This window comes from Arthrobacter sp. 10T425, from assembly GCF_056393985.1.
In genome coordinates, this window is sequence record NZ_JBFTGZ010000020.1 from 50,408 (window position 1) to 68,747 (window position 18,340).

The following is an 18,340-nucleotide window of genomic DNA, read 5'->3' on the forward strand; positions in this document are numbered from 1 at the left end:
ACCAGGAGTTCTGGCCGGCCACTGTCCGCTGCACCCTGCGGACGCACTGCACCCTGCCCTTTACCCGGGGCACCCTAATGAGAGTTAGAGCGGATGAAAATAACACCCTGGAAAACAGCGCTGGGCTCAGCACTGTCGGCGGCGCTGATAGCAGCTCCACTGGCGGCGGCCGTGCCGGCTAACGCCACCGAACCGTTGCCGGCAGCAACCGGAACCTCGCCGGTGGTCATCAACGAGGCCTATCTCAGCGGCGGCAGCTCCGGCGCGGCCTTCAAGAACAAGTTTGTCGAGCTGTACAACGGCTCCGACGCACCGGTCTCACTGGAGGGCTGGAGTCTCCAGTACCGCTCAGCCCCGGGCACCGGTGCGCCGAGCTCGGTGGCAGCCCTGGCGGGCAGCATTCCCGCCAAGGGCTACTACCTGCTCAAGGGCGGCAGCAACGGCACGGCCGGCACCGACCTGCCGGCCGCCGACGCCACCGCCACCGGTTTCAACCCGGCCGGTGGCGGCGGCACGATCGTGCTGGCCAAACAGGCCACAGCACTCAACCCGCTGCCGACAGGCTCGGTCATCGAACCGGCCAACGTCGCGGACCTCCTCGGCTACGGCACCTCGAACACCTTCGAGGCCCAGGCGGCCGCGGCGCCGTCGGGAAACACCGACGTCAAGAGCATGAACCGCAGCAACGGCGGGGACACCAACAACAACGCCGCCGACTTCGCACTGAACGCAGCCATCACACCGACGGCGGCCAGTGGCGTTGCCGGCCCCGTGGACCCGCCCGTGGATCCACCCGTGGACCCGGGGCCGGGCACGCCTCCGGCCGCCAAGACCATTGCCGAAATCCAGGGCAACGGCACCGCAAGCCCGCTGGCAGGATCCTCGGTCACCACCCGCGGCAGGGTCACTGCCACGTTCCCCACCGGCGGCTTCGCCGGCTACTACGTCCAGACCCCCGGCACAGGCGGCGATCTCACGCCGGCCAACCACGCGGCGTCGGACGCGGTGTTCGTCTACTCGCCGTCCACAGTCGACGCCGTCAGGATCGGCGACTACGTCGAGCTCACCGGCGCAGTCAGCGAATTCTTCGGCATGACCCAGCTGAACGTCGCCGCGGCGGCCGATCTGAAGAAGCTCACCGAGGCCGCACCCGAGGTCAAGGCCACCGGCTTCGCCCTGCCCGCCGACGAGGCCTTCCGTGAGTCCCTCGAAGGCATGCTGCTCACCCCGCAGGGCCCCGTCACGGTGGCGGACAACTTCTCGCTGAACCAGTACGGCGAGATCGGCCTGGCCGGCGGCACCACCGCGCTGGCGCAGCCCACCGCCGTCGCGCCGTTCGGTTCTGCGGAGTACACCGCCACGGTCGCGGCGAATGCCGCCCGCGGCATCAAGCTCGACGACGGCGCCACCACGAACTTCCTCAAGGACGCCGCCACGAAGGCCCAGGTGCTCCCGTACCTGACCACGGCCGATCACGTCCGGGTCGGCGCGCCGGTGGCGTTCAAAACCAACGTGGTGCTCAGCTACGCGAACAATGCCTGGAAGTTCCAGCCCCTGACCCAGCTGACGGCCGCCAACGCGGACACCGTCCAGCCGGCCAGCTTCGGCGCCACCCGCGCGGCCACCCCGGCGGCGGTTGGCGGCAACCTCAAGCTTGCCTCCTTCAACGTGCTGAATTACTTCCCCACCACCGGCGACCAGGTCTCCGGCTGCACGTTCTACCCGGACCGGGACGGCAACCCGATCACGGTCAAGGGCGGCTGCGACGTCCGCGGCGCGGCGAACGCGGAGAACTTCAAGCGGCAGCAGGACAAGATCGTCGCGGCGATCTCCAAGTCCGGGGCCGACGTCGTCACGCTCATGGAGGTCGAGAACTCGGCCCAGTTCGGCAAGACCCGGGACGACGCCCTCGCCAAGCTGGTGGATGCCCTGAACGTCGCCACGCCGGGGATCTGGGACTACGTCCGTACGCCCGCCAACGCACCCCCGCTGGCGGACGAGGACATGATCCGCACCGCGTTCATCTACAAGTTGGCCGCCGCCGAACCGGTCGGCGAATCCATCATCCACAACGACACGGTCGCGTTCGCCAGCGCCCGCAAGCCGATGGCCCAGGTCTTCAAGCCGGTCGGCGCCGCCGATGACAAGAAGTTCATCGCGATCGCCAACCACTTCAAGTCCAAGGGCTCCGCCGCGACGCCGGATGACACCGACAAGGGCCAGGGCGCCTCGAACCTGGCGCGCACCGCCCAGGCCAAGTCCCTGCTGGCGTTCGCCGACGAACTGCAGAAGTCCAAGGGCACGGACAAGGTCTTCCTGATCGGTGACTTCAACTCCTACGCCAAGGAGGATCCGCTCAACGTCCTCACGGGCGCCGGGTACGTCAACCAGGATGAGAAGGCCAAGAACGCCGACGGGTCCGCCAAGCACTCCTACCTGTTCGGCGGCCTCGTGGGCTCGCTGGACCACATCCTCGCCTCCCCGGCGGCCAACGCCGCTGTCACCGGCGCGGACATCTGGAACATCAACTCCGTGGAATCCGTGGCGCTGGAGTACAGCCGCTACAACAACAACGTCACCGACTACTACGCTCCGGACCAGTTCCGCGCCAGCGACCACGATCCCGTGGTGGTGGGCCTGAACTTGCCCGTCACCCCGGCAAGTGTTGAGCTGAACTTCCTGGGCATCAACGATTTCCATGGCCGCATCGATTCCAACACCGTGTTCTTCGCCGGGACCATCGAGAAGCTGCGCGCCGCTGCCGCCCCGGGCGCCACCGCGTTCATCTCGGCCGGCGACAACATCGGCGCCTCGCTGTTCGCCTCGGCGATCGCCAAGGACCAGCCGACCATCGACGTGCTGAACGCCCTGGACCTGCGCACCTCCGCGGTGGGCAACCACGAGTTCGACGGCGGCTGGGCTGACCTGCGCGACCGCGTCACCGCCAGCGGGACCAACGCCGAGTTCCCGTACCTGGGCGCCAACGTCTACGCCAAAGGCACCACCACCCCGGTCCTGCCGGAATACACGGTCCTGGACATGAACGGCGTGAAGGTCGCCGTGATCGGCACGGTTACGCAGGAGGTGCCGTCCCTGGTCACGCCGTCAGGCATCGCGGACCTTGAGTTCGGTGACCCCGTCGACGCGATCAACCGGGTCGCGGCGAAGATCAAGGCGGGCAAGCTCGCCGACGTCATCATCGTGGAGAACCACGACGGCGCCGGGTCGGGCGCGCCCGACGGCGCCACTTTGGAGCAGGAAATCGCCGCCGGCGGCCCCTTCGCCAAGATGGTCCAGAAGGTCACCCCGGATGTGGCGGCGATCTTCAACGGCCACACCCACAAGCAGTACGCGTGGGACGCCCCGGTCCTGGACGCGGCGGGCCAGCCCACGGGCAAGACCCGCCCGATCGTCCAGACCGGAAACTACGGCGAGTTCATCGGCCAGATCCAGCTGACCATCGACACCAGGACCATGTCGGTGACCGGGTACAAGGCCGGCAACGTCCAGCGCACCACCAGCGCCGCGCAGCCGGCAGCCGATCTTGTGGCGCAGTACCCGCGCGTCGCGGCCGTCAAGGCAATCGTGGACAAGGCCCTGGCCGACGCCGCGGTGGTCGGCAACCAGCCTGCCGGCAAGGTCACGGCGGACATCACGACGGCGTTCGCCGGTTCCCCGGCTGTGCGCGATGACCGGAGCAGCGAGTCCACGCTCGGCAACCTGGTGGCGGACTCCCTGGTGGATGCGCTGAAGGCGCCGGACCTCGGCGCCGCCGAAATCGGCGTCGTCAACCCGGGCGGCCTGCGCAACGAGCTGTACTACGCGCCCGACGGCACGATCACGTACGCCGAGGCCAACGCGGTGCTGCCGTTCGTGAACAATCTGTGGACCACGTCCCTGACCGGTTCGCAGTTCAAGACCCTGCTGGAGCAGCAGTGGCAGACCAACCCGGACGGCACGGTTCCCAGCCGTGCGTACCAACAGCTGGGCCTGTCCAAGAACGTGAACTACACCTACGACGCCGCCCGCGCCGCCGGTGACCGGATCACCTCGATCCGGGTCAACGGTGCACTTCTCGACCCGGCGAAGTCCTACCGGATCGGGACGTTCAATTTCCTGGCCACGGGCGGCGACAACTTCCGCATCTTCAAGGAAGGCGCGGGCACCAAGGACTCCGGGCTCGTGGACCGCGACGCCTGGATCAAGTACCTGCAGGCCCACAACCCGGTCTCGCCGGACTTCGCCCGCCGCTCCGTGGCTGTCGTGAACACGACGGCGGCCGAGGTCAAGGGCGGCGAATCCATCACACTGGCGGTTTCGAAGCTGGACCTCACCTCGCTGGGCAGCCCGGTGAATGCCTCGCTGCGCGCCGAGTTCACGGACGCTGCGGGCACCGTGACGGCCCTGGGTACGGTACCGGTGACCGCCGGCGCCGCCAACGTGAGCGTATTGGTTCCCGCTGGCGCCGCCGCCGGCACGGGCACCCTGGTGCTTACCGCCGTCGAATCCGGCACTGTGGTGAAAACGGCGGTGAAGGTCGCGGCCAGCGTCCCCGTCCCGCCGAAGTGCACGCCGCCGGTCAAGCCGACCAGGCCAGGGGATCTCGTGGGCCAGGTGAACTACGGGACAGCCATGGCCGCCTACCGGAAGTGCCTCAAGGGCTGATGCCTTAGCCCGGACTTCCTGGTCCCCCACCACGGCACATGCCCTCCCCTGGCCCGCAGCACTGGACATAAGCACCAACTGTCCACTGCCCGGCCTCAGGGGAGGGCTTGTCCATTCTTGGAGGCAGGCGCGCCGGAGGACATGTCCACTTTTGAGCGGCTCCTGAGCCGCGGGCTACGGGCTACGGGCTACGGGCTACGGGCTACGGGCTACGGGCTACGGAGCCAGGATGTCGCGGGCGATCTCGTCGGCGTCGCGCAGGGTGCGCTGGCCGCTGCGGTAGACCGGGCCCGACTTCGGCCGGGCCTCGGCGGCGATGGCCGTGCCCCATTGCGTGGCGGAGAGCTGAAGCCCGAGCACGTAAAGCCCCGGTGTCACGGACCCGTTGGCACCCAGCGGCCGGTACGGGTGCGGGACGACGTCCAGCCCGGAAGTCTGCACCGGGGTCCCCTCCACGCTCATCATGAGGCGCGGCCGCACCAGCCCCTCGGCGAGCAACTGCTCCACCAAGGGCGAAGAGTTAACGGCCACCCGGTTGGCCGGGGCCAGCGCCTCGATCATCGCCGCCGCTGACACAGCCCCCGCCCCAAAACCGGACACAGCGTTCTCCGTCCGGTCCCTTATCGCACCCGCGTGCGCCGTCCCTGATGCAGCACCGATCACGCCGGCACTGCCCACAAAACCGCGGACCCCAGCACCGCCCCCGGCAGCACCACCGATGCCGGCAGGCTCCATCGCGGCACCTTCCGCCCCGCCGTCGGCGCTTTCATCCATTCCGCCGCCCACCCATGGTGACGCCGCGGTGAACATCCGGGCCCGCCGGTCCACGCCGAACTTGGGGTCAGGGCCCACGAAGCGCACGATTCCCGCCCGGGCCAGTGCCGCGAGCTGCGCGGAGCGCAGCGCCGGCGGACCGCTCGCCAGGCCTTCCACGAATGATTCGAACCAGCCCCGGAGGCCCGCGACCCAGGATTCGTCCGTGATGCCGCTATCGGCCACAGCGGTCTTGAGCACGGCCCGGCCGTGGTGCAGCGCGCCGATCGCCATCTTCACCGGATCGTCCTCACCAAGGGCCGAGCGCCGGGCGTCGTCGAGCAGGTAGTCGACGACGGCGGCGTCCAGTTCGGCTCTGGAGTCAAACGAGCGCCCGGCCAGGGGCGCCGCGAGGCCGAGCAGGTCCAGGCGGTGGGATGCCCGGACATGGACGGCAATCACCGATTCCGCCGTGTGCTCCCATTTGACGGTCGAGTGAGCGTGCGGCCGCAAAGACTCGTCCAGGGCGCGCAGGAACTCGGCCGGGCCGGTCAGGATGGCATCGGGCTGCGAGCGCGCGAGCGTGGAGTAGTAGGCCCAGACCGCGTCCCGGTGCAGGAGCGGCCAGAGGTCGTAGTCGAAGGAGGGCCGGATTCCGGAGTCGGCGAACTTCGCGATCGCGCCCTCAGTGCAGTAGCGCAGCCGGACCGTTCCGGGGTAGTAGCCGGTGAGTGTCGCCTTCGCCCGGTAGGGGGTGCCGCGGCGTGAGGCGGCAATGATGAGCGGTTCGCGGCCGGACGGCAGATACGTCAGTTCAGCGTTGCCCTCTCCGGCAACGAACCGGCCGCCGCGCCCTTCCGTCAGCTGTCCCATCACGTCAAAGAAGTTCAGGCCCATGCCGCGCACCAGGACAGGTTTGCCTCCCGGCACCCGGGACCAGTCGACGTCGGCGGGCGCCGCCGGCGGCACGTACAGGAGACCGAGTTCCTCCGCCGCGGAAAGCAGCTCCCGCTGTTCAGGGTTCAACCGCGCGTCGAGGTGGCCCACGGCCAGCACCACAGAGTCGACGGTAAGTACGGTGCCGTCGTCGAGCACGACGTCGAACCGCACCGCAGCGTCCCTCGCGCCGGCCGGCCCGGAGGCGGCCAGGTCCGGGCCCGGCGCCGCGGCGGCCTCCGCGGCGGCGTGGCGGACGGACGTCGCCCTCGCCGCGTGGAAGTCCACGCTGACGCCGGCCGGCAGCACGGTGAGCAGTTCCTCGAGGGTGGACCGCAGGTAACGGCCGTAAAGGGCCCGGCTGGGGAAGTCCGCCTCGCCGAGCCGTGAGAGCTCGGCACGTTCGTCGTCAGTGAGCGAAGGGTGCGGGTGGGCCTGCTGGAGTTCGCGCCACTGGTCGAATGTGCGCCCGGCCAGGGGCGGCACGAGTTCCGGGTCTTCGGGGACCACGGTGGGATAGAAGGACTGCGTGTTCATCAGGTACAGCCGCGACTGTCCGGGCTGCCAGACGTGCCCCGGGCCCGCCGGATAAGGGTCCACCACGTCGATGTGCAGGGTGCCCGCGGAGCCGGCGGAGGCCCAGTTGGCGAGGAGCCGTTCCAGCACGCTCGTGCCCCGGGGACCGGCGCCTATCACTGCCGTCCGGATGCTTCGAGATATGCCCACGGCATCCAGCGTATCGGCAACCGGCCGCCGGCTTGACCTCGGTGTGACTTGCCACTGCCGCACCGATGTTCTTGGATGGGAAAATGACCACCACAGAAGCTGACCACCCGTCCGCGTCCGGCGAGGCCACCGGCGCCCTCCCTGCTGGAGGGACTTCCCCCGAACCCGTCGACGAAAACATCTGGCTGGAGGACATCTACGGCCAGGAGCAGCTGGCGTGGGTCCGTGAACAGAACGCCCGCACCGAGGAGCTCCTCGAGGACGCCGACTACGCCGATCTGGAAGGCCGGATCCTGGAGGTCCTCGACTCCACCGACCGGATCCCCATGGTGGGCAAGCACGGCGAGTGGTACTACAACTTCTGGAAGGACCGGGACAACCCCCGGGGCCTGTGGCGGCGCACCAGCTGGGACAGCTACCGGGCCGGGACCCCCGAGTGGGATGTCCTGCTGGATGTCGACGCCCTCGCCGCCGCCGAGAACCAGGACTGGGTCTTCCACGGCGCCAACTTCCTCCGCCCGGCCCCGGGTGAACCCCACCGGCGGGCCCTGCTGGCGTTCTCCCCCGACGGCGGGGACGCCAACCGCCACCGGGAGTTCGACGTCGAGGCCCGCGGCTTCGTGGACCCGGCCGACGGCGGCTTCGACCTCCCGACCGGCAAAGGCAACGCCTCCTGGCTGGACGGGGACACCCTGCTGGTCGCCACCACCGCCCACGATCTGCCGCGGACCACCTCGTCCTATGCCCGCACCGGGGTGAAGCTGCGCCGCGGCGAGTCCCTGGCCCAGGCCGAGCAGCTGTTCGACATTCCCGAGGACCACATGATGGCGATCGTGGCCCACGACTCCACGCCGGGCTTCGAACGCACGTTTGCCGTCGACTGGATCAGCTTTTTCGAGAAGAACACCTCGGTGCTGCGCGATGGTGCGTGGGTGCAGATCGACGTGCCGGCGGACGTGAACCTGAGCTCGCACCGTGAATGGCTGCTGTTCCGCCCGCAGCGTGACTGGACCGTCAACGGCACCACCCACCCGGCGGGCTCCCTGCTCGCGGCCGGCTTCGAGGACTTCCTCGCCGGCTCCCGGGACCTCGCCGTGCTCTTCACCCCCGATCCGCACACCTCCCTGCAGTCCTGGAGCTGGACGCGGGACTTCCTGCTGCTGAACCTGCTCCGGGACGTGTCCTCGGAGATCCACGTCCTGGATCCGCGGCGCCCCGGTACGAACGCCGCGTGGGCCGCCACCGTGCTGGACGCCTGCCCGCCCCTGCACGACGTCAATGCCTTCGCGGTGGATGACGAAGACGACGCCGAAGGCTCGGACGACGACGGTACCGGCGGCGCCGCCTCGGTCGCCGAAGGCGAGGCGCCGGGCGCAGGGAACGACTTCTGGCTGGTGGCCACCGGCTTCACGACGCCGACCACCCTGACCCGCGGGACACTCGCCCGCGACAGTGACTGCGGGGCTGCCGAAGGCGTGACCAGCACGCACGAGGTGATCCGGACCTCCCCGTCATTCTTCGACGAGGCGGGCTACGAGGTCCAGCAGCACTTCGCGGCCTCCAGCGACGGCACGATGGTTCCGTACTTCCAGGTGGCCGCCAAGGACCTGGTGCTGGACGGCCAGAACCCGACCCAGCTTTCCGGCTATGGCGGCTTCGAGATTTCGCGGACGCCGGCGTACAGCGGCGCGATCGGCCGGGCATGGCTGGAGCGGCGGACCGCGGAGTCCAGCGGCGTAGAGGGCGAGGGCACGCACCGCCGCGGCGGCGTCTACGTGGTGGCGAACATCCGCGGCGGCGGCGAGTACGGGCCGGACTGGCACCTCGCCGCGCTGCAGGGCAACCGCCACCGGGCGTACGAGGACTTCGCCGCCGTCGCGAAGGACCTGATCTCCCGCGGCGTCACGTCCCGTCAGCGGCTCGGCTGCGTGGGCGGCTCCAACGGCGGACTGCTGGTGGGCAACATGCTCACCCAGTACCCGGAGCTGTTTGGCGCCGTGTCCTGCGGGGTCCCGCTCCTGGACATGCGCCGGTACACCAAACTGTCCGCGGGCTATTCCTGGATCGGCGAATACGGCGACCCCGACGTGCCCGAGCAGTGGGAGTTCCTGAAGACGTTTTCGCCGTACCACCTGCTCAAGGACGGCGTGGACTACCCGGAGACGTTTATTTGGACGGCGACTTCGGATGACCGGGTGGGGCCGGTCCAGGCCCGGAAGATGGCGGCCCGCATGCAGGCCATGGGCATCCCCAATGTCTGGTTCCACGAGGCGCTCGAGGGCGGCCACGCGGGGGCTTCGGACAACCGGCAGGCGGCGGCCCTGCAAAGCCGCAGCCAGCATTTCCTGTGGCGGGCCCTCGCCGGCACCGAGGCGTAAGGCCCACACCCAAGCAACGCGGGGTCACTTAGCGCCCATCCGGCGGCCCCGCATGGGCCGGATCTGACCCCGCGTTGCTCTGGAGCGGCCGTTTTGCACTGCGTGGCACCTTCTGCGTATCCTTGGTTGGCTAGTTATTAGCAATTGGAGACGTGCCAGAGCGGCCGAATGGGCTTCACTGCTAATGAAGTGTGGGGCACAACTCCACCGGGGGTTCAAATCCCCCCGTCTCCGCGTTTGGCCCCGGTCCTCGGACCGGGGCCTTTTGCGTTCCCGGGCAGATCAGGGCGGATCGATGTCGTTCAGTCGCGCTGGTCTGCCCCCAGCAGTCACGTCCCCCCTGCCCGGCCCGTCCGGTGGCCGGACGCCTCACGCCCGCCGGCGGATCCGGATGGCAGGATAGGCCCATGTCGAGCAACACGGAATTTGACGCCATCATCGTCGGCGGCGGCCACAACGGACTGGCCGCGGCCGCGTACCTGGCCAAGGCCGGGCGGGACGTCCTGGTCCTGGAAAAGCTGGAACACGCCGGCGGCGCAGCGGTATCCGCGCACGCGTTCGACGGCGTCGACGCCCGCCTCTCGCGCTATTCGTACCTCGTCAGCCTCCTGCCCCGGCAGATCATCGACGACCTCGGCCTGCGCGTCACCCTGGCGCGGCGGCGCTATTCCTCCTACACGCCGGACCCCGCGGATGCCAGCCGGGCCCTGCTGGTGGACAACGGGGACGAGGCCGCCACGGCCGCGTCGTTCGCCGCCGTCGGCGCTCCCGACGGCGAGTTCGGCGCCTTCACCGCGTTCTACGCCGCGTGCCGGCAGCTCACGGAGGCACTCTGGCCCACCATGACCGCGCCGCTGCTGGCGCGGTCCGACGCGCGGGCCCTCGCCGCCCGGGCCGGGGCCGACGCGGCGTGGGAGGCCATGATCGAGCATCCCATCGGACAGGCGATCAGCCGGGAGCTGGGCAGCGACCTGGTCCGCGGTGTGGTCCTGACGGATGCGCTGATCGGGACCTTCGCCCGGGCTGAGGATGAGGACCTGCAGCAAAACATCTGCTTCCTCTACCACCTGATCGGCGGCGGGACGGGGGACTGGGACGTGCCGGTCGGCGGCATGGGCGCGGTCTCCGGCGAGCTGGAGCGGGCCGCGCGCGACGCCGGCGCGACCATCCTGACCTCCGCGGACGTGACCGCCGTCCGGCCCGGCGGCGCCGTGGACTACCGCCACGGCGGGCGGGACCATTCGTCTTCCACCCGGTGGGTGTTGTCCAATGTGGCGCCGGTGGTCCTCGACCGGCTGCGCGGCCGGCCTGCCGCCGACCTGTCAGCCGGCGCCGCCGCCGGCCCCAATCCGAACCATCAGCGCGAGGGTGCGCAGGTCAAGGTCAACCTCCTGCTCAAACGCCTCCCGGAGCTGCTGGACGGATCCGTCAGCCCCGAGGCCGCGTTCGGCGGGACGTTTCACATCAACGAGACCTGGTCCCAGCTCGACGCCGCCTACAGCACCGCCGCCGCCGGATCCGTGCCCTCGCCGCTGCCGTGCGAAATCTACTGCCACTCGCTGACCGACCCCACCATCCTGTCCCCGGAACTGCAGGCCGCCGGCGCCCAGACACTGACCGTCTTCGGCCTGCACGTCCCGGACCGGCTGGTCACGGCGGAGAACAACGAGGACCGCCGCGCCGAACTGCAGGCGGCCGTCCTGGCCTCCCTGAACTCCGTCCTGGCTGAGCCCGTCGAGGATCTGCTCATGACGGATCCGGACGGGCGGCCCTGCATTGAAACCAAGACCACCCTGGACATTGAACGCGCCGTCGGGATGCCCCGCGGCAATATCTTCCACGGCGGCCTCGACTGGCCGTTCGTGGAGGACGGCGAACCGCTGGACACCCCGGCGCGCCGCTGGGGCGTGGCGACGGATGATCCGCAGATCCTGCTCTGCGGCTCCGGTGCCCGCCGCGGCGGCGCCGTCAGTGCGATCGGCGGACACAACGCCGCCATGGCTGTGCTGGAATCGGAACCACCCCTGCGCCATGGGTGAACCGGTGCAACGGGTGAATCAGTGCAATGGATGAGCCGGCGCTATGGGTGAACCGGACCGTGGAGACACGCGCATGAACGCCTCCCCGCGCGGCCCGGACCCGGCCGGGGGCAGCTGGAGCCCGCGGCTGGCCCTGCTGGTGGCCGCGACGTTCTTCATGGAGTTCCTCGACGGGACCGTCCTGACGACCGCCATACCCAGTATCGCCGCCGATTTCGCGGTGCCGGCCGCCGACGTGAACATCACCATGACCGCCTACCTGATGACGGTGGCGATGGGCATCCCGCTCAGCGGCTGGCTCGCGGAGCGGCTCGGTGCCCGCCGGGTGTTCTGTCTTGCCATCGCTATCTTCACGGCCGCGTCATTGCTCTGCGCGCTCAGCCAGGACCTGACCATGCTGACGCTGAGCCGTGTCCTGCAGGGTGCCGGCGGCGCCATGATGGTCCCGGTGGGCACGCTGGTGGTGCTCCGCGGCACCCCGAAGAAGGATCTGCTGCGGGCTACGGCCTTCCTCGTGTGGCCCGGGCTGCTGGCCCCGGTCCTCGCCCCGCTGGTGGGCGGAGCCCTGACGACCTACCTGTCCTGGCACTGGATCTTCCTGGTCAACCTCCCCCTGGGCTTGGCGGCCTTCCTGGCCGCGCTGCGCCTGGTCCCCCCAGTCCGCGGCGACAGCACGCGGCGCCTGGACTGGCTCGGACTGGTCCTGACCACGCTCGGGGTGGGATCCCTGCTGGTCGGCCTGGAATTGATGGGCGGCCGGGACGCCGGACTGCTGGCGGCCGCGGGGATCGCTGCGGGCCTGCTGTTCCTGGCCGCCGCCGCGGCCTGGATGCGGCGGACCAGCACGCCGCTGTTCAATCTGTCCGTCTTCGGCACGCGGACGTTCCGCGCGACGGCGACGGGAGGCTTTGTGTACCGCCTGACCATCAGCGCGGTGCCGTTCCTGCTGCCGCTGATGTTCCAGGTCGGTTTCGGCTGGGACCCGCTGCGCGCCGGGGCGATGGTGTCGGCCGTGTTCGTGGGGAACATCGGGATCAAGCCCGCCACGACGCCCCTGATCCGGCGTTTCGGGTTCAAGCCCGTCCTGGTGTTCGCGTCGCTGGCCTCCGCGGCCACTTTTGCGCTGTGCGCGCTGCTCGACGCCGGCACGCCGGAACCGCTGATTGTCGCGGTGCTGGTGGCCAGCGGGGCGTTCCGCTCGATCGGATTCTCGGCGTACGCGTCCGTGCAGTACGCCGACGTCGTCCCGGCCCAACTGCCGTCCGCCAACGCCGTCTCCGCGACGCTCGTGCAGCTCGCCACCGCAGCCGGGATCGCGGTCGGGGCGCTCCTGCTGCGGGTCTTCGAGGCAGGCAACCGCGCGGGATCCACCGGGGTCCCCGGTGATCCGGCGGCGCCGTACCGGGCGGCGTTCCTGGCCATCGCGGTCTTGATGCTCCTGAGCACCCTGGACAGCCTGGCCCTCCCCCGCCACGCCGGCGCTGAGGTCAGCCGGCCTGGCCCAGCACCAGCGGCAGAACGGCGCCGGCGCCCGCGAGCCTGAGGGCCCGCCCGGAAACGGTCAGGCTCCAGCGGCTGTCCACGAGGTCGTCCACCAGCATGACGCTCTGGCCACGGATTCCAGCCAGGGCCTCCTCCAGCTCCGGCCCCACCACCAAACGGTCCCAGACGCCGGCGAGCCGGTAGGCGCTGTTCCCGCCGCGGCCGCCGGTGGGTCCGCCGTGATTGAGCTGCAGCTGGCCCAGATACGGGATGCGGCCAATCTCCGAGATCCCGCGGGCCAGGGAATCCACCAGCAACGGCTTCCCGCGGGAGGGCAGGCTGATGATCGCGGCAGGCCGGCCGGCCCCGCTCCAGCCAGCGGTCCGGGCATCTCCGGTGCCCCACTCCCGGAGCACCTGGACGCAGGCCTGAAGCATGCCCGGGTCCACGGGCCGGTCGGGCGCACCGGCGGCGAAGGCCTCCCGCAGGGCCCCGCCCCAGCCAAGGTCCGTCAGGCGCGCCAGCACCCGGCCGTCCGCGAGGGCCTCATCCGGCTTGATCTTGCCCTTGACCGGCACGCCCAGGCGGTCCATGCCGCTGGGCCACTGCAGCCGCGGTTCCAGGGCGACGCCGGCCCGGCGCAGGGTCTGCCCGGCGGTCTCCGTGGCGTCCTCGGCGATGTCGGCGCGGAACCAGCGGCCCGCGCAGTTGTCACAGCGGCCGCAGGCGCGGGCCGTTTCGTCGTCCAGCACCGAGGTGATGTATTCCATCCGGCAGCCGGCCGTGTCCTGATAGATGACCATCGAGTCCTGTTCATCCACCCGGGCCTCGGCGATCCGGCCGTACCGCTCGGCGTCGTAGTTCCAGGGTTGTCCCGTGGAACGCCAGCCGCCGCCGACGCGTTCGACGGCGCCGTCCACGGCCAGGACTTTCAGCAGCAGCTCCAGCGGGGTGCGGCGCAGGTCCACCCGGGCCTCGAGCGCCACCGTGGACACCGCCGTGCCTGCCTCGGCGAGGGCCGTCAGGACCGCGGCAGCTTTCTCCTCCGACGGCATGGATGCGGTGGCGAAATACTGCCAGATGTCGCGGTCCTCGGATCCCGGCAGCAGCAGGACGTCGGCGTTCGCCGCGCCACGGCCGGCGCGGCCCACCTGCTGGTAGTACGCCACCGGCGACGACGGCGCGCCAAGGTGCACCACGAAGCCGAGGTCCGGCTTGTCGAAACCCATGCCGAGGGCGGAGGTGGCCACGAGCGCCTTGACCTGGTTGTCCTTCAGGAGCTGCTCGGCCCGTTCCCGGTCCGCGGGGTCCGTGCGGCCGGTGTAGGCGAGGACCTCGTGCCCCGCCTCAGCCAGCAGGCGGGCGGTGTCCTCGGCGGCGGACACGGTGAGGGTGTAGATGATGCCGCTGCCCTGCAGATCCTGCAGGTGGGTCAGCAGCCAGCCGAGGCGTTCGCGGGAATCGGGCAGGGTCAGGACACCGAGCCGGAGCGAATCCCGGCCCAGGGCGCCACGGATGGTGAGCACGTCCTTGCCGAGCTGTTCCTCGATGTCATGCACCACCCGGGAGTTGGCCGTGGCCGTGGTGGCGAGCACCGGGACGGTGTCCGGGAGCTGCGTGATGAGGTCAGCGATGCGCCGGTAGTCGGGGCGGAAGTCGTGGCCCCAGTCCGAGATGCAGTGGGCCTCGTCAATCACCAGCAGCCCGGTCCGGCGGACGAGCTCGGGCAGCTGGTTTTCCCGGAAGGACGGGTTGGTGAGTCGTTCCGGCGAGACCAGCAGGACGTCCACTTCATCGGCGGCGAGCTGCTCGCGGACAGTGTCCCAGTCCAGCTGGTTTGCGGAGTTGATCGCCACCGCCCGCACCCCGGCCCGCGCCGCGGCCGCGACCTGGTCCCGCATGAGGGCCAGGAGCGGGGACACGATCAGGGTCGGCCCGGCGCCGCGGCGGCGCAACAGCAGGGAGGCGACAAAGTACACGGCCGACTTCCCCCAGCCGGTGCGCTGCACCACCAGAGCCCGCCTGCCGCCGTCGACCAGGGCCTCAATGGCCTCGAACTGGCCGTCATGGAACTCGGCTTCAGGATGGCCCACGAGCTCCCGCAGTACATTCTGGGCCTGTTCCCGGGTCGAGGATGGGGTGCCGGCTAGGGCCGTGCTGGAAAGGGCGTTCTGGTTACTGGCCATTGCTTCAGTATCCCAGCCCCCTCCGACAGCCACGAAGCCGGTACCCGCTATGTGCACAATCCGGCGTGTAGACAAGGGCGGGGACAGGCCGGCGCGTCAGGGCCGCAACGTAAGATAAGACGCGTGACTACGGACAAGACAAAGACTTTTGACCTCTCGACCTCGTTCAAGGCCTACGACGTGCGCGGAATCGTGGGGCAATCCATCACCGCGGAGATCGTCGAAGCCGTCGGTGCCGCCTTCGTCGACGTCCTGGAACTCACAGGGCAGACCGTGCTGGTGGGCGGGGACATGCGCCCCTCCTCCCCCGAATTCGCCAAAGCCTTCGCGAACGGCGCAGCCACCCGCGGCGCCAACGTCCAGCTGCTGGACCTGATCTCCACCGACGAGCTCTACTACGCGTGCGGGGCCCTCAACGCCGCCGGCGCCACGTTCACCGCGAGCCACAACCCGGCCGAATACAACGGCATCAAGATGGCCAAGGCCGGCGCCGTGCCGATCTCCTCCGAAACCGGGCTCATGGAAATCCAGGCCCGCGCCGAGGAATACCTCAACGCCGGCGCCATCCCCGCGGCCGGCAGCACTGGCCTGATTGGCGTGCAGGACGTCCTCAAGGGCTACGCGGAGTACCTGCGGTCCCTGGTGGACCTGCGCGGTTCCCGGCCGCTGAAGGTTGTGGTGGATGCCGGCAACGGCATGGCCGGCCTCACCACCCCGGCCGTGCTTGGCGATGCCCTGCTGCCCAAGCTTCCGCTGGAGATCGTGCCGCTGTACTTCGAGCTCGACGGATCCTTCCCGAACCACCCGGCCAACCCGCTGGAACCGGAAAACCTGCGCGACCTGCAGGCCGCCGTCGTCGAACACGGCGCGGACATCGGCCTGGCCTTCGACGGCGACGCCGACCGCTGCTTCGTGATCGACGAGAAGGGCGAGCCTGTCTCGCCGTCGGCCATCACCGGCATGGTGGCCCGCCGCGAAATCGCCCGCGCCCAGGGCCTCGGTGAAGACACGCCCACCGTCATCCACAACCTGCTGACCTCCCGCGCGGTGCCCGAACTCGTCGAACGCCACGGCGGCCGGCCCGTCCGCACCCGCGTGGGGCACTCCTTCATCAAGGCCGTCATGGCCGCGGAAGGGGCCATCTTCGGCGGGGAACACTCGGCCCACTTCTACTTCCGCGACTTCTGGAATGCGGACACCGGCATGCTGGCCGCCATGCACGTCCTCGCCGCCCTGGGCGAACAGGAGGGCCCGCTCTCCGAACTCGGCCGCGAATACGAGCCGTACCGGTCATCCGGCGAGATCAACTCGGAAATCGAGGACAAGGCCGCCGCGGTCGAGCGGGTCCGCGAGGACTTCCACGACGAGGACGTCGAGGTCGACTACCTCGACGGCAGCACCTTCATTGCCACCGACGGCAGCTACTGGTTCAACCTGCGCCCGTCCAACACCGAACCGTTCCTGCGCCTCAACGTTGAAGCCACGGACGCCGCCACCATGGAACGCGTCCGCGACCGCGTCCTGGCGCTGGTCCGGGGCTAGCGGTGGCAGTACACCCGGAAGAATCCGCCAACACCGGATCCTGGCGCGAGTCCGTCCCGGACGCCAGCGCCACGGACCTGGAGAACCTGCTCGGCACCGGCGTCGGTGCCGCGCAGGAGCAGCTGGAACGCAACGGCGGCTTCCTGCCCTTCGCCCTGGTGGTGCAGAACGACGGCGAAGTCCGGCTGGTGGCCGTGACACCCGCGGACGCGAGCGACGGATCGGACGCCGACTTCGACGCGGACGCCATGATCCGGGACCTCCACGAGTTGCTCCGGCAGCACCGGGAGGAGTTCCGGGCCGCCGCCGTCGTCTGCGACATCACGCTGCTCGAGGAAGACTCGGACGCCATCCACGTCGCGGCAGAGCACCAGGACGGCTCCCTGTTCGCCGCCGTACTGCCCTACGCCGCGAACGCCGGGACGCACGAACTCGAGTTCGGCCAGCTGGCCGCCGATACCAACGAGCCCGCCGTCTGGGTGGACTAGACCGCCCTTAGGCTGGGGATATGAAGATCAATGCGTTCGCCGATGTGAGCCTTCGCGCTTTGCTGGTGCTCGCGGCCGCTCCGGACGGCGGGCTCCTGACCACCCAGAGCATCGCCGACGCTGTCGGCACGCCGTACAACCACGTCAGCAAGGCGATGGCGAAGCTGCGCGCACTGGGCCTGATCGACGTCGAACGCGGCCGCAACGGCGGATCCCGGCTGAGCAGTGCCGGCCGGACCGCAACGGTCGGCCAGCTGCTGCGGCAACTCGACACCCGCCTGGACCCGGCCGACTGCATTGCCACGGGCGGGACGTGCCCGCTCATCACCGAATGCCGGCTCCGGGCCGCGTTGGCCCGGGCCCGCGAAGCCTTCTATGGCGAACTCGACGGGATCGTGATCGCGTCGCTGCCGACCTCCCGGCAGATGGCGCCCGTCTTTGCGGCGATCGGGCTGCGCCCGGGACTTTGATGCTCGCCCCGCTGGCCCTCCGCCGCGGTTCCGATAACGGAAGGTGAAGAAGTCCGGGATTACCCTCCTACTCGGTCCACGGCACGGCATCCCAAGTATGGCTACGCATTGACACCGGACCGGCGTCAGATGACAAAGTACCCCAAGGATGTCACTACCGCCGGGGCGCCTCTTTTTCGTCCGGCCACGCGAAAGGCCACTGATGAAGAGAATTCGCAGGCTTGCAACCGTCGGTGCCGGTGCGCTCCTTCTCTCGATGGTGACCGTCCCAGCGGCCCACGCGGCGCCGACGGTGCTGGCGGTGGGGCCGGTTGCGGATACCTACACCTCCGCGTCGGCGCCCACGACGGACTTCGGCACCAGCGGTTCCCTGGCGGTCTACGGCTCACCGGACGCCACGGCCGTGCTCCGGTTCCAGGTCCCGGCAGCCCCGGCCGGACAAACACTGACCGGCGCGATCCTGCGCATCCGCACCACCAGCCTGGCCTCCGCCGGCTCCGGCAACACCCTCAACGTCCGTTCAGCGGCCGACTCCTGGTCCGAGACCGGCACCCTCTACGCCAACCGCCCCGCGGTTTCCGGGCCCACCCTCGGGTCCCTGCCCGGCGGCACGGCCGCCAACACGGCCTACGACATTCCCCTGGACACCAGCCTGATGGCCGGCTGGACCGGGTC

The 18,340-nt window shown here is 69.8% G+C and carries 10 protein-coding genes and 1 tRNA gene; 9 read left to right on the forward strand and 2 right to left on the reverse strand.

The genetic code is table 11. The features are described from left to right. Positions 1 to 93 precede the first annotated feature (93 nt). The gene (locus tag AC1DDH_RS18935; protein WP_476956062.1) at positions 94 to 4,665 is read left to right on the forward strand and encodes an ExeM/NucH family extracellular endonuclease; all 4,572 of its coding nucleotides are present in this window, start codon (positions 94 to 96) and stop codon (positions 4,663 to 4,665) included. 216 nt (positions 4,666 to 4,881) lie between these two features. Here the strand turns inward: AC1DDH_RS18935 and AC1DDH_RS18940 are convergent, their stop codons facing one another. Next, positions 4,882 to 7,080, reverse strand: a complete 2,199-nt coding sequence (locus AC1DDH_RS18940; RefSeq protein ID WP_476956063.1) for an FAD/NAD(P)-binding protein — start codon at positions 7,078 to 7,080, stop codon at positions 4,882 to 4,884. A gap of 83 nt (positions 7,081 to 7,163) precedes the next feature. Between AC1DDH_RS18940 and AC1DDH_RS18945 the strand changes: the two genes are divergently transcribed. From AC1DDH_RS18945 to AC1DDH_RS18960, 4 genes are all read left to right on the forward strand, one after another. Continuing rightward, on the forward strand, positions 7,164 to 9,458 hold the full coding sequence (locus AC1DDH_RS18945) for a prolyl oligopeptidase family serine peptidase (protein WP_476956064.1): 2,295 nt from the start codon (positions 7,164 to 7,166) through the stop codon (positions 9,456 to 9,458). Positions 9,459 to 9,604: 146 nt separating this feature from the next. Further along, a tRNA-Ser gene (locus AC1DDH_RS18950) sits at positions 9,605 to 9,692 on the forward strand. Positions 9,693 to 9,865: 173 nt separating this feature from the next. After that, complete coding sequence (locus tag AC1DDH_RS18955; RefSeq protein ID WP_476956065.1) at positions 9,866 to 11,497, forward strand: phytoene desaturase family protein; 1,632 nt, start codon at positions 9,866 to 9,868, stop codon at positions 11,495 to 11,497. 73 nt (positions 11,498 to 11,570) lie between these two features. Then, positions 11,571 to 13,040 (forward strand): MFS transporter, encoded by a 1,470-nt coding sequence (locus tag AC1DDH_RS18960; protein WP_476956066.1) that lies wholly within the window; start codon positions 11,571 to 11,573, stop codon positions 13,038 to 13,040. Here the strand turns inward: AC1DDH_RS18960 and AC1DDH_RS18965 are convergent. Beyond that, positions 12,985 to 15,165 carry a RecQ family ATP-dependent DNA helicase gene (locus AC1DDH_RS18965; RefSeq protein WP_476947572.1) on the reverse strand — a complete coding sequence of 727 codons (2,181 nt, stop codon included), beginning with the start codon at positions 15,163 to 15,165 and terminating at the stop codon, positions 12,985 to 12,987. The two genes, AC1DDH_RS18960 and AC1DDH_RS18965, sit on opposite strands and share 56 nt — an antisense overlap. Positions 15,166 to 15,288: 123 nt before the next feature. Here AC1DDH_RS18965 and AC1DDH_RS18970 point away from each other — a divergent pair, with 123 nt between their 5' ends. The 4 genes from AC1DDH_RS18970 to AC1DDH_RS18985 form a co-directional block, all read left to right on the forward strand. After that, on the forward strand, positions 15,289 to 16,707 hold the full coding sequence (locus tag AC1DDH_RS18970; protein ID WP_223914399.1) for a phosphomannomutase/phosphoglucomutase: 1,419 nt from the start codon (positions 15,289 to 15,291) through the stop codon (positions 16,705 to 16,707). Between the two features lie 2 nt (positions 16,708 to 16,709). After that, complete coding sequence (locus tag AC1DDH_RS18975; RefSeq protein WP_028278122.1) at positions 16,710 to 17,195, forward strand: hypothetical protein; 486 nt, start codon at positions 16,710 to 16,712, stop codon at positions 17,193 to 17,195. Positions 17,196 to 17,215: 20 nt separating this feature from the next. Then, a complete protein-coding gene (locus AC1DDH_RS18980) occupies positions 17,216 to 17,665 on the forward strand; it encodes an RrF2 family transcriptional regulator (RefSeq protein WP_018774250.1) in 450 nt (149 codons plus the stop codon). A 202-nt stretch (positions 17,666 to 17,867) separates the two neighbouring features. Then, on the forward strand, positions 17,868 to 18,340 hold a 473-nt coding region (locus tag AC1DDH_RS18985; protein ID WP_476956067.1), incomplete at its 3' end, for a CBM96 family carbohydrate-binding protein.

Bases quoted from the DNA above. Each gene is read 5' to 3' on its own strand.
- AC1DDH_RS18935 (WP_476956062.1), top strand. From the start codon at position 94: ATGAAAATAACACCCTGGAAAACAGCGCTGGGCTCAGCACTGTCGGCG.
- AC1DDH_RS18965 (WP_476947572.1), bottom strand. From the start codon at position 15,165: ATGGCCAGTAACCAGAACGCCCTTTCCAGCACGGCCCTAGCCGGCACC.
- AC1DDH_RS18955 (WP_476956065.1), top strand. From the start codon at position 9,866: ATGTCGAGCAACACGGAATTTGACGCCATCATCGTCGGCGGCGGCCAC.
- AC1DDH_RS18980 (WP_018774250.1), top strand. From the start codon at position 17,216: ATGAAGATCAATGCGTTCGCCGATGTGAGCCTTCGCGCTTTGCTGGTG.
- AC1DDH_RS18960 (WP_476956066.1), top strand. From the start codon at position 11,571: ATGAACGCCTCCCCGCGCGGCCCGGACCCGGCCGGGGGCAGCTGGAGC.
- AC1DDH_RS18945 (WP_476956064.1), top strand. From the start codon at position 7,164: ATGACCACCACAGAAGCTGACCACCCGTCCGCGTCCGGCGAGGCCACC.